This is a genomic window from Streptomyces sp. NPDC107581, from assembly GCF_055657175.1.
This window is the reverse complement of sequence record NZ_JBVKBH010000006.1, coordinates 175,316-187,754: the sequence shown is the minus strand read 5'-3', so window position 1 is coordinate 187,754 and position 12,439 is coordinate 175,316. Positions and strand designations below refer to the sequence as shown.

At 72.2% G+C, this 12,439-nt stretch carries 7 protein-coding genes; 4 read left to right on the top strand and 3 right to left on the bottom strand.

The window, feature by feature from the left end:
- Nucleotides 1-14: 14 nt before the first annotated feature.
- The 4 genes from ACZ7P3_RS17050 (at nucleotide 15) to ACZ7P3_RS17035 (ending at nucleotide 8,775) form a co-directional block, all read left to right on the top strand.
- On the top strand, nucleotides 15-1,340 hold the full coding sequence (locus ACZ7P3_RS17050; protein WP_472082332.1) for an ABC transporter substrate-binding protein: 1,326 nt from the start codon (nucleotides 15-17) through the stop codon (nucleotides 1,338-1,340).
- A gap of 8 nt (nucleotides 1,341-1,348) precedes the next feature.
- On the top strand, nucleotides 1,349-2,710 hold the full coding sequence (locus ACZ7P3_RS17045) for an ABC transporter permease (protein ID WP_472082330.1): 1,362 nt from the start codon (nucleotides 1,349-1,351) through the stop codon (nucleotides 2,708-2,710).
- Nucleotides 2,707-3,570 carry a carbohydrate ABC transporter permease gene (locus ACZ7P3_RS17040; protein WP_472082328.1) on the top strand — a complete coding sequence of 288 codons (864 nt, stop codon included), beginning with the start codon at nucleotides 2,707-2,709 and terminating at the stop codon, nucleotides 3,568-3,570. The genes ACZ7P3_RS17045 and ACZ7P3_RS17040 overlap by 4 nt, the downstream gene beginning before the upstream one ends.
- A gap of 162 nt (nucleotides 3,571-3,732) precedes the next feature.
- Nucleotides 3,733-8,775 carry a DUF3320 domain-containing protein gene (locus ACZ7P3_RS17035; protein ID WP_472082326.1) on the top strand — a complete coding sequence of 1,681 codons (5,043 nt, stop codon included), beginning with the start codon at nucleotides 3,733-3,735 and terminating at the stop codon, nucleotides 8,773-8,775.
- A 279-nt stretch (nucleotides 8,776-9,054) separates the two neighbouring features.
- Here ACZ7P3_RS17035 and pgl read toward each other — a convergent pair whose 3' ends face one another.
- The 3 genes from pgl to zwf are packed head-to-tail and all read right to left on the bottom strand — an operon-like array spanning nucleotide 9,055 to nucleotide 12,439.
- The gene (pgl, locus tag ACZ7P3_RS17030) at nucleotides 9,055-9,837 is read right to left on the bottom strand and encodes a 6-phosphogluconolactonase (protein WP_472082324.1); all 783 of its coding nucleotides are present in this window, start codon (nucleotides 9,835-9,837) and stop codon (nucleotides 9,055-9,057) included.
- Nucleotides 9,834-10,904 carry a glucose-6-phosphate dehydrogenase assembly protein OpcA gene (opcA, locus tag ACZ7P3_RS17025; protein WP_472082322.1) on the bottom strand — a complete coding sequence of 357 codons (1,071 nt, stop codon included), beginning with the start codon at nucleotides 10,902-10,904 and terminating at the stop codon, nucleotides 9,834-9,836. Before opcA ends, pgl begins: the two co-directional genes overlap by 4 nt.
- The gene (gene zwf / locus ACZ7P3_RS17020) at nucleotides 10,901-12,439 is read right to left on the bottom strand and encodes a glucose-6-phosphate dehydrogenase (RefSeq protein WP_472082320.1); all 1,539 of its coding nucleotides are present in this window, start codon (nucleotides 12,437-12,439) and stop codon (nucleotides 10,901-10,903) included. The genes opcA and zwf overlap by 4 nt, the downstream gene beginning before the upstream one ends.

The window sequence follows — 12,439 nt, the reverse complement described above, 5'->3', positions numbered from 1 at the left end:
AAGGGACATCAACGATGATGCGACGACGTACGACCCTGCTCACGAGCTGCACCGCCCTCGCCTTGGCCCTCGGCGCGACCGCCTGCGGCGGCGGCCCCGTCTCGGCCGGCGGTGGCGACAAGGCGCTCAGCGGCCAGACGGTCACCGTGGCCGGTGTCTGGTCCGGCAGCGAACAGAAGAACTTCCAGAAGGTGCTGGACGCGTTCACCGCGAAGACCGGCGCCAAGACCCAGTTCGTGTCCACCGGCGACAACGTCTCCACCGTCGTCGGCAGCAAGATCGAGGGCGGCAACGCGCCCGACGTCGTGATGGTGCCGCAGGTCGGCGTGCTCCAGCAGTTCGCGAAGAAGGGCTGGCTCAAGCCGCTCTCGCCGGCCGCCCAGCAGACGATCACCGCCGACTACGCGCCCGTCTGGAAGAAGTACGGCAGCGTCGACGGCACCCTCTACGGCCTCTACTTCAAGGCCGCCCACAAGTCCACCGTCTGGTACAGCCCCGACGCCCTCGCCCAGGCCGGGGTCGAGCCGCCGAAGTCGTACGACGAGATGCTCAAGGCGGGGCACACCGTCTCCGACTCCGGGCTCGCCGCCTTCGCCGTCGCCGGGCAGGACGGCTGGACCCTCACCGACTGGTTCGAGAACATCTACCTCTCCCAGGCCGGACCCCAGAAGTACGACGCCCTGGCCGCCCACCGGCTGAAGTGGACCGACCCGAGCGTGGTCCGGGCGCTCACCACGCTCGGCAAGCTCTTCAAGGACAAGCAGCTGGTCGCGGGCGGCCAGAAGGAGGCCCTGAACACCGACTTCCCCAGCTCCGTGGAGAAGGTCTTCGGACCCAAGCCCGAGGCCGGCATGGTCTACGAGGGTGACTTCGTCGCCGGCGTCGCCCACGACCAGTTCCAGAAGACCATCGGCAAGGACGCGAACTTCTTCCCGTTCCCGCCGGTCGGCGGCGGCACCGCACCGGTGGTCAGCGGCGGCGACGCCGCCGTGGTCCTCAAGGACGCCAAGAACGCCAAGGCCGGCATGAAGCTCCTGGAGTACCTGGCCACCCCCGAGGCCGCGGCCGTGTGGGCGAAGGCCGGCGGCTTCCTCTCCCCGAACAAGAAGCTCGACCTCGCGTCCTACAGCGACGACGTCACCCGGGCCACCGCCAAGTCCCTGGTCGGCGCGGGCGACTCGGTCCGCTTCGACATGTCCGACCAGGCACCGGCGGCCTTCGGCGGCACCAAGGGCGCGGGCGAGTGGAAGCTGCTCCAGGACTTCCTGCGCGACCCCTCCGACCCGAAGGGCACCGCGGCGGAGCTGGAGACCGCGGCGGCCAAGGCCTACCAGGACTGAGTGCGACGATGACCGCCACCACGCTCCTGTCCAAGGAGGCGGGCCCGCGGGCCGCCGGCGCGGCGCGCGTGCGCCGCAGCCGGCGGCGCGCCCGGACCGTCGCCCTGCTCTTCGTCTTCCCCGCCCTGCTCCTGCTTGGCGCACTCGTCGTCTACCCGGTGCTGTTCTCCGTCGGCCGCAGCTTCTTCGACGCCTCCGGCACCCGCTTCGTCGGCGGCGACAACTACACCGAGATGTTCCGCGACCCGGCCACGCTCAAGGCCATCCGGAACACCACGATCTGGGTGGTCGTGGCCCCGGCCCTGCTCACCGGCCTGGGCCTGATCCTGGCCGTGCTGGTGGAGAAGGTCCGCTGGGCGACGGCGTTCAAGCTGCTGCTGTTCATGCCGATGGCGGTGTCCTTCCTCGCCGCCGGCATCATCTTCCGCCTCGCCTACGACGAGGACCCGGACAAGGGTGTCCTCAACGCCGCCGTGGTCTCCGTCCACGACGCCTTCGCGGGGACCTCCTCGTACCCGACGGCCCGGGCCCGCGACGGGCAGGGGCTCACCCCCGGCCGGGACGGCTCGTACCTGACGCGTGCGGACCTGTCCCCGGGCCGCACGATCGCCCTCGGCCTGGTGGGCGTGCTGCCCAAGGACCTGCCGAAGGACGCCGCGCCGGCCTACCCGGCCGCGGCACGGAAGGCCGGCGCGGGCGAGGTGCGCGGTGTCGTCTACCTGGACTTCACCCCCGGCGGGGGAGGGAAGCAGGGCCGGGTCGACCCGAAGGAGAGCGGCCTGCCCGGGATGAAGGTCGAGGCGCTGCGCGACGGGAAGCAGGTCGCCGGCACCACGACCGCGGCCGACGGCTCCTTCCGCTTCTCGGGCCTCGACCGGGGCACGTACACGGTGAAGCTGCCCGGTTCGAACTTCGCGGCGCCCTACCAGGGCGTCTCCTGGCTCGGCCCCACCCTGGTCACCCCGGCGATCATCGGCGCGTACCTGTGGATCTGGACGGGCTTCGCGATGGTGCTGATCGGCGCGGGCCTGTCGGCCCTGCCCCGGGACGCGCTGGAGGCCGCGCGGGTGGACGGCGCCAACGAGTGGCAGATCTTCCGACGCATCACCGTCCCGCTGCTCGCCCCCGTCCTCACCGTGGTCTTCGTGACCCTCGTGATCAATGTGATGAAGGTCTTCGACCTCGTCTACATCATCGCGCCGGGGCCCGTGCAGGAGGACGCCACCGTGCTGGCCACCCAGATGTGGCTCGTGTCCTTCGGCGGCGGCAACAACCAGGGCCTCGGTAGCGCGCTCGGCGTGCTGCTCCTGCTCCTGGTGGTCCCCGCGATGGTCTTCAACGTCCGCCGCTTCCGAAGGAGCCAGCGATGAATCCGGCGATGAACTCGGCGACGAACACGGTCAGGCGCGGCCTGGGCAACGGTCTGGTGCAGGCCTTCCTGGTGGTGATCGGCCTGGTCTGGCTCACTCCGCTCGCGGGCCTGTTCCTGTCCTCGCTGCGGTCGGCCCAGGACACGGCGAAGGGCGGCTGGTGGACCGCCCTGGCCAGTCCCGGGCAGCTCTCCTTCGACAACTACTCGGCGCTGCTGAAGAACGCCGGGATGACCCAGGCCTTCTGGAACACCGTGCTGATCTCGGTGCCGGCGACCACCCTGGTCGTCGTCATCGCGGCGCTCGCCGGATACGCCTTCGCCTGGCTGGACTTCCCCGGCCGCGAACCGCTCTTCCTGCTGGTGGTGGCCCTGCTGGTGGTGCCGGTGCAGATCGGCCTGCTGCCGGTGGCCAAACTCTTCGGGCAGCTCGGCCTGTTCGGCACGATCCCCGGCGTCGTCCTCTTCCACGTCGCCTACGGCCTTCCCTTCGCGGTCTTCCTGCTGCGGAACTACTTCGCCGAGATGCCGAAGGAGATGCTGGAGGCGGCCCGGATGGACGGCGGCAGCGAATGGCGCATCTTCACCCGTCTGGTGCTGCCGGTGGGCCGCCCGGCCATCGCCAGCCTCGCCATCTTCCAGTTCCTGTGGGTCTGGAACGACATGCTGGTCGCCCTGCTCTTCGCCGACAGCTCGTCCCAGCCGCTGACCGTGGAACTCCAGTCCCAGATCCGCCAGTTCGGCAGCAACATCGACGTCCTGGCCCCGGGCGCGTTCCTGTCCCTGATCGTGCCGGTGGTGGTGTTCTTCGCGTTCCAGCGGCACTTCGTGCAAGGGGTGATGGCCGGATCGGTCAAGTGACGGAACCGGGAGGGCACACTCCATGTGCACCTCCTTCACAACAGGTCCATACCGTGTCGTGCATCCCTGGCGTGTCAGGACGCCCGAACTGATAGGGAGGTGGTTCCAGGGGGGCCTGTAAGGGTGGCTGCCCCTGCGCGCAGCCCAGGAGGTATCCCGCACATGGCCCATCAGCGCCCGACCATGCCGGCCGTCCTCGACGGCTGGCGGAACTCCCTGCTGGACATGGGCGGACGCAACCGGCTGCTGAACTTCCGCCACACCAGAACGGCGACCCTGGAGATCACCTCGCCCGGCGTCGACGCCCTCCTCGGGGACCTGTCCAGGGGCTGGGAGTTCGCGCCGGTCGCCGAGGGCGGCACCGGAGTCGCACTGGAGAAGGCCGACGACGAAAGGGGCGCCCCGGCCGTCCGGGGCGCGCGTCCGGGGCTCGTCACGCAGAAGGGCACCCAGGCCTCCCTGGACGCCGCGCTCTACCAACTGCGCCAGAAGTCCGGTCAGATGTACAACGACTACGGACTGTGGGTGCTGTGGCTCGGCGTCGGCATGCTCGACTGGCGCGAGGCCGGAGCCCAGGAGTCCAGCGCCGCGCCGCTGCTCCTGGTCCCGGTCGAACTGCGCACCGACGGCAGCCGCCGCTACCGCCTGCGCCCGGCCGAGGGCCAGGAACGCATCCACAACCCGGCACTCGCGGTGAAGCTGGAGCGGCTCGGTGTCGACTGGAGCCCCGTCACCGCGGCCGACGCGACCGACCTGTCCGGTGTCCTCGCCGCGGCCCGGACGGTCGCGGCCGGCCTCGCGGACTGGTCGGTGGCGGACCGCGCGGTCCTGGGCCTGTTCGCCTCGCACCGTGAGGCGATGTACCAGGACCTCCAGCAGAACGAGGAGCAGATCCTCGCCCACCCGCTGGTACGGGCCGTGGGCCTCGGACCCGACGCGGACGTGCCGGCCGACCTGATCGCCTTCGAGCCCCCCGACCCCGACCGCATCGACCAGGTCCAGCTGCCCGAGCGGACCCCGCTGGTCCTCGACGCCGACGCCTCGCAGCGGCAGTGCATCGCCGCCGCGCTCGACCGGCGCTCCTTCGTGATGAGCGGGCCGCCGGGCACCGGCAAGAGCCAGACCATCACCAACATGATCGCCGCGCTCATGCACGCGGGCCGCAGCGTGCTGTTCGTCAGTGAGAAGGCCGCGGCGCTCGACGTCGTGCGCAACCGGCTGCGGAGCGTCGGCCTCGGCGACTTCGTGCTGGCCCTGCACAGCGGCGACACCAGCAAGAAGGCGGTGGCCACCGAACTCGCCCGGGTGCTGACCACCGAGGCACGGGTCACCGGAGCGGCCGAACACGAACGGGAACGGGCCCGCAAGCTGCGCGAGGAGCTGTCCGCGTACGCCGCCGCCATGAACGAGCCGCGTGAGCCGCTGGGGCGCAGCCTGCACGACGTGCTCGGACGCCTGGTCCTGCTGGAGCAGTCCGACACCCCGAAGCTGCCGCTCGGCACCGGTGACGCCGAGGTCGTGCGCACGCTGAGCGCCGCAGCCGTGCAGGAACTCGCCACCGCGGCCCGGGCCGTCGCCCGCGCCTGGCGTCCCGCCGCGGAGGGAGAGGCGTTCTCCTGGCGCGGGCTGGTCGGCGACTCCGCCCACCATGTGGTCGCCGAGGCCGCCGAGGCACTCGACGCCCTGCTGACGGCGGCCGGACGCCGGCCCTTCGCCGCCACCCAGGACGAGCCCCGCACGGTACGCGGGATCCAGCAGCTCGTCCGTTCCCTGCGCGCCGGGCTCCCGGAGGCGACGGCCACCGGCGACGGCACCCTGCCCGACGACGCCTCCGCGCAGGCCGCCCAGCTCGCCGACCTGCTCGGCATGCCCAAGGCCGACCGCCCGGAGGCGGCCTTCGCGCTGTGCGAGCTGGCCGACCTGACCCGGGCCGGCCACCGCCCGCCCCGCGGCTGGTTCGAGCCGGACGCACTCGGCCGGGCCCATGCGGCCGCACGGGAACTGCGCACGGCCCTGGAGGCCGAGGCGGCGGCCCGCACGGCGGCCTGCGACGTCTTCGGCGACCAGGCGCTCACCGCCGCCGACCTGCCCGACCTGGTACGCCGCTTCACCGAACAGCACCGGGGCCTGATGGCCCGCTTCTCCGCACAGTTCAAGACCGACCGGGACCGGGTCGCCGCGCTCACCCGCACCGGTACCTGGGACAAGTCCCTGGTGGGCCGCCTGGAGCAGGCGCTCGTCTGGCAGCGGGCCGCCGCCACGGTGAACCGGCTGGCCGACGGCCACGCGGCCCTCCTCGGCCGGTACACCCCGCGCGTCCAGGACGCCTGCGCCGGCCTGGACGCGGCGCTGGCGACGGCCGACCGCATCGCCACACTGAGCAGCGGAACCGTACGCCGCGACCTGCTCGCCGAGCACCTCGCGGACGGCGCCGACACCGATCCCCTGCCCGCCCTGCTCGCGGAGAACGTCCGCAGATCGCTCGGGGCGTGGTGCGCGATCACCGCCGCCCGCGCGGAGCGCTGGAGCAGCGCCACGGCCGAGCTGCTCGACCTGTTCGACACGGACCGCCGTACCCGGCTCTCGCCCGCCCTGCTGGGTCCCCTGGAGCAGGCCGGGCAGGTCATCGGCGCGCTGGAGGCCGATCCGGAGGGCCCCGAGGTGTGGCGCGCCCACCTCGACGGCCTCGCCGTACTGGCCCGCTACGGAGCCGACGCCCTCGTGGCGGCCGCGGCCGAGCGCGGCCTGGACCCCGGGTGCCTGCCCGACGTGGTCGAACAGGCGCTCCTGCGTGCGTGGGCCGACGGCGTCCTCGCGGCCGACCGGCGCCTGCGCAGCACCCGCTCCGCCGACCTCGACGCGCGCGTCGCCGACTTCAGGGCGGCCGACCGGCGGCTGGTCGCCGCCGCGGGCGGTGCGGTCATCGAGGCGTGCAACAAGCGGCGGCCGCGCAGCTTCGCCGGAGGCTCGGGCGCCGTCATCGTCCGGGAGGCGGAGAAGAAGACCCGGCACATGCCGGTGCGCGAACTGCTCGGCCGGACCCGCGAGGTGGTGCAGGCCGTCAAACCCTGCTTCATGATGAGCCCCCTGACGGTCAGCCAGTTCCTGCCGCCGGACTTCCACTTCGACGTCGTCGTCTTCGACGAGGCGTCCCAGGTCCGGCCCAGCGACGCCGTGAACTGCGTGTACCGGGGCCGCGCCCTGATCGTCGCCGGTGACGAGAAGCAGCTGCCCCCGACCTCCTTCTTCGATTCCTCGGTGGACGACGACTCCGACGAGTACGCGCAGGACGCCCCGGACTCCTTCGAGTCGCTGCTGCACGCCTGCAAGGCCGGTGCCCTGCGGGAACTGCCGCTGCGCTGGCACTACCGCAGCCGCCACGAGAACCTCATCACCTTCAGCAACCACGAGTTCTACGACAACTCGATGATCACCTTCCCCGGACCCGTGGACGAGGGCAACGACGTCGGCGTCGCCTTCCTCGACGGCGGCGGTGTCTACGACCGGGGCGGCCGTCGGGACAACCGGACGGAGGCGGAGTTCGTCGCCCGCCGGGTGCTGCACCACTTCGACACCCGCCCCGACCGGACGCTCGGCGTCGTCGCGCTCTCCCAGGCCCAGGCCTCCGCCATCGACCTGGCCGTGCAGCAGGCCAGGCGGGCCCGGCCCGACCTGGACCACTGCTTCACCGAGGACCGTCTCGACGGCTTCTTCGTCAAGAACCTGGAGTCCGTGCAGGGCGACGAGCGCGATGTGATGATCATGTCGATCGGCTACGGTCCCGACGAACACGGCAAGCTCGGGCTCAACTTCGGCCCGATCAACAAGGGCGGCGGCTGGCGCCGGCTCAACGTGGCGGTCACCCGCGCCCGTTACCGGATGGAGGTCGTCGCCTCCTTCCGCGGCACCAGCCTGGCCGACAGCCCCAACGAGAGCGTGCAGTACCTGAAGCGCTACCTCGAATACGCCGAGAACGGCCCCTCGGTCCTCGCCCGCGACGTCGTGCAGAGCGACGCCGAACCGGACAGCCCCTTCGAGGAGTCGGTCCTCGCGGTGCTGCGCGGCTGGGGCTACCGGGTCCAGCCCCAGGTCGGTGTGGCCGGCTACCGCATCGACATCGGTGTACGCCACCCCGGGCTGCCCGGCGCCTATGCGCTCGGGATCGAGTGCGACGGTGCGATGTACCACTCCTCCAAGGCCGCCCGGGACCGCGACCGGCTGCGCGAACAGGTCCTGAACGGGCTCGGCTGGCGCCTGCACCGCATCTGGGGAACGGACTGGTACCGGGGCCGGACGGCCGCCGAACTGCGGCTGCGCGAGGCGGTGGAACAGGCGGTCGCCCAGGGGCCGCTCGCCGCGCCGGCAGCACCCGCGCCGGGCACGCCGCCCGCCTCCGCCCCGTCCGCTTCCGCCCCGCCTGCCTCCGCTCCGTCCGCCTCGGTCCTGTCCGGCTCCGCCCCGTCCGCCCCGTCCGAACCCCTGCTCTCCAGTCCGGGGGACGGCGAGGCGGCACCGGGTGCCAACGGCGCCGCCTCGGACGGACCGCTGCCGGCCGTACCGTCTCCCAGGACCCAGGAACAGCGGAAACAGCCGGAACAGCCGGACCAGCAGGAACCCGCCTACGAACGCGTCCCGGTGGACCTCGGCACGCAACGCCACTGGTGCACCCGGTACCGGAGCAGCACCGTGACCGTGCGGCCCCGGCACGAACTGCACACCGAGGAGGCCCGCCCCGCGCTGCGCGGACTGCTGTCCGCGGTGATCGAGGCCGAGGGCCCCGTCCACGAGGACCTGCTCGTGCAGCGGGCCCGGGAGGCTTGGGGGGTCGGCAGGGCGGGGAGCCGCATCCGGGACAACGTCCACGAGGTGGCCCGCGCCCTGGTCCGCTCGGGCCGTGCCATCGCCGACGGAGCGTTCTACGACACCCGGGACCGCGAGGCGCTGAGGGCCAGACGGCCCGAGGACGGCACCACGCCCCGCAGGATCGTGCACATCGCCCCGGCCGAACGCCGTCTGGCACTGTACGAACTGACCGCCGAGTGCCCGGGCATGTCCGAGGACGAACTCATCAAGCAGGCCTGCGAGTTCTTCGGCTGGCGCCGCACCGGCAAGGACATCCGCGACTGTCTCGTCTCGGACATCGCGGAGCTGCGCCGTCTGGGCCGGCTGGAGGGCGGGCCGGAGCGGGTCAACGCGGCGCGCTGAGCAAAGCAGGTACTGCGCAGGACAGGTACTGAGCAGAGCAGGCGCTGCGCAGGGTGCCGGCCGGCACCCAGATGGCACGTGCCGGGGGCGACCCAGGAAACCCCGCCGCACCGGACCGGGCGACGGGCCGATGCTTCGATGCGGCGGAGAGGGCGCGGGCGACGCGGGCGACGACGGCGACAAGTAGCGAGCAGGGCAAGTGCTGAGCAGGGCAGAGAGCGTCAGAGGGGCGGCACGTGTGCCGTGCCGCCCCTCTGCTCACCTGCTCATGTCAGCTGTTCACGGCGAAGCCGGCGGATACAGCGACCGCGGCAGCTGGGAGGCCGCGGCCGAGTCCAGCAGCCACAGGGTGCGCTGCCGGCCGCGCGCGCCCGCCGCCGGGGCCTGCACCTCGCCCGCGCCGGACAGGGCGATGGCCACGGCCTGTGCCTTGTCCTCGCCGGCCGCGAGGAGCCAGACCTCGCGGGCCGAGCGGATCGCCGGCAGGGTCAGCGAGACCCGGGTCGGCGGGGGCTTGGGGGCGCCGTGCACGCCGACCACCGTGCGCTCCGTCTCCCGGACCGCCGGCAGCTCGGGGAAGAGCGAGGCCACATGGGTGTCCGGGCCGACGCCCAGCATCAGGACGTCGAAGGAGGGGACCGCGCCGTGGTTCTCGGGCCCGGCCGCCTTGGCCAGTTCCGCCGCGTAGGCCTCGGCCGCCGCCTCCACGTCCGCACCGTGGGGGCCGTCGGAGGCGGGCATGGCGTGCACGCGCTCCGGGTCCACCGGCACGGCGTCCAGCAGGGCCTCGCGGGCCTGCGTGACATTGCGCTCCGGGTCGCCCTCGGGAAGGTAGCGCTCGTCGCCCCACCACAGGTCGAGACGGCTCCAGTCGACGGCGTCCCGGGCCGGGGCCGCCGCCAGCGCGGCCAGCAGGCCGTTGCCGTTGCGGCCGCCCGTGAGGACCACCGACGCCTGGCCCCGGGAGGCCTGCGCGTCCACGATCTTCGTGATCAGACGGGCCGCGGCGGCCTGTGCCATCAGTTCCTTGTCGTGGTGCACGACCAGCTGAGGGGTGCTCACTTCGCCGTCGCCTTCTTCGCCGGGGCCTTCCGTGCGGCCGCCTTCTTGGCCGGAGCCTTGGCGGCCCCGGCCTTCACCTCGGTCCCGCTCCCGGCCCGGGTCCCGGTCTTCGTCCCCGGTTCCGGTGCGGCAGCCTCGGCGTCGGGGCTCAGCCGCTCCACGCCGTAGCGCAGCGCCGACGCGTAGGTGTCGTCCGGGTCGAGCCGGCGCAGCTCCTCCGCGATCAGCTCGGCGGTCTCCCGCCGCTTGAGCGCCACCGCGCGGGCCGGCTGGCCCTCGATGGCCAGGGTGGCCAGCGAGCCGTCGGCACGGTCCAGGACGATCGGGCCGCAGCTGGTGTCCATGCGGACGGCGGTCAGGCCCGGGCCCGAGGACAGCGAGCGCTTGACGGGGACGTCCAGCCGGTCCGCGAGCCACATCGCCAGCAGCTCGCAGCTCGGGTTGAACTCCTCGCCCTCCACCTCGACGGCCTTCACCTCGCAGACCACCTGGTCCAGGGCCGCCGCCAGCATCGAGCGCCACGGCGTGATCCGGGTCCAGGACAGGTCGGTGTCGCCGGGCGTGTAGGCGTCGGCACGGGCGGACAGCTCCCGCACCGGCTGCTCGGCGGCATAGGTGTCGGTGACCCGGCGCTGGGCGAGCGCGCCCAGCGGGTCCTTCGCCGGGTCCAGCGGTGCGTTCACCGGCCACCAGACGACGACCGGGGCGTCCGGCAGCAGCAGCGGCAGGGCGACCGAGTCGGCGTGCTCGGACACCTCGCCGTACAGCCGGAGCACGACCGTCTCGCCGGTGCCCGCGTCCGCGCCCACCCGCACCTCGGCGTCCAGCCGGGACGTCGTACGGTCGCGCGGGGAGCGGGAGACGCGCTTGATGACCACCAGGGTGCGCGAGGGGTGCTCGCGCGAGGCGTCGTTGGCGGCCTTCAGGGCGTCGTAGGCGTTCTCCTCGTCGGTGACGATGACGAGGGTGAGGACCATGCCGACGGCGGGGGTGCCGATGGCGCGGCGGCCCTGCACGAGCGCCTTGTTGATCTCGCCGGCGGTGGTGCCGGTCAGGTCTATCTTCATGGCCGGCGCCAGCTCCGTCCGTCTCGTGCGAGCATCTCGTCCGCCTCGACGGGGCCCCAGGTGCCCGACGGGTACTGCGCGGGCTTGCCGTGCTTGTCCCAGTGCTGCTCGATCGGGTCGAGGATCTTCCAGGACAGCTCGACCTCCTCCGTACGCGGGAAGAGGTTGGCGTCGCCGAGCAGCACGTCCAGGATCAGCCGCTCGTACGCCTCCGGGCTGGACTCCGTGAACGACTCGCCGTAGGCGAAGTCCATCGACACGTCCCGGATCTCCATCGAGGTGCCCGGCACCTTGGAGCCGAAGCGGACGGTGATGCCCTCGTCCGGCTGGACCCGGATGACGATCGCGTTCTGGCCCAGCTCCTCCGTCGCCGTGTGGTCGAAGGGGGAGTGCGGGGCCCGCTGGAAGACCACGGCGATCTCGGTGACCCGGCGGCCGAGACGCTTGCCGGTGCGCAGGTAGAAGGGGACGCCCGCCCAGCGGCGGTTGTCGATCTCCACCTTGACCGCCGCGAACGTGTCGGTCTTCGACTTGGGGTCGATGCCGTCCTCTTCGAGGTAGCCGATGACCTTCTCGCCGCCCTGCCAGCCGCCCGCGTACTGTCCGCGCACGGTGCTGCGGCCCAGGTCCTTCGGCAGCCGGACCGCGCCGAGCACCTTCTCCTTCTCCGCGGCCAGCGCGTCCGCGCCGAAGGAGGCGGGCTCCTCCATGGCCGTGAGGGCCATGAGCTGGAGCAGGTGGTTCTGGATGACGTCACGGGCGGCGCCGATGCCGTCGTAGTAGCCGGCCCGGCCGCCGATGCCGATGTCCTCGGCCATGGTGATCTGTACATGGTCCACGAAGGACCGGTTCCAGATCGGTTCGAACATCGTGTTGGCGAAGCGCAGCGCCAGGATGTTCTGGACGGTCTCCTTGCCGAGGTAGTGGTCGATCCGGAACACCTGGTCCGGCTCGAACACCTCGTGCACGACCTTGTTCAGCTCCTCGGCCGACTTCAGGTCGTGGCCGAACGGCTTCTCGATGACCGCCCGGCGCCAGGAGCCACCGGTCTGGTCGGCCAGCCCGTGCTTCTTCAGCTGCTGGATGACCACCGGGAAGGAGCGCGGCGGCACGGACAGGTAGAAGGCGAAGTTGCCGCCCGTGCCCTGTGCCTTGTCCAGCTCCTCGATGGTGGCGCGCAGCCGCTCGAAGGCATCGTCGTCGTCGAAGGTGCCCTGGACGAAGCGCATCCCCTGGATGAGCTGCTGCCAGACCTCTTCACGGAACGGGGTGCGCGAGTGCTCCTTGACCGCGTCGTGCACGACCTCGGCGAAGTCCTCGTGTTCCCAGTCGCGGCGGGCGAAGCCCACCAGCGAAAAGCCCGGCGGCAGCAGACCCCGGTTCGCGAGGTCGTACACCGCGGGCATCAGCTTCTTGCGCGACAGGTCGCCCGTGACACCGAAGATCACCAGGCCCGACGGCCCCGCGATGCGCGGGAGCCGTCGGTCGGCGGGGTCACGGAGCGGGTTCGCTCCGGAGCCGGAAAGGGGTGACAA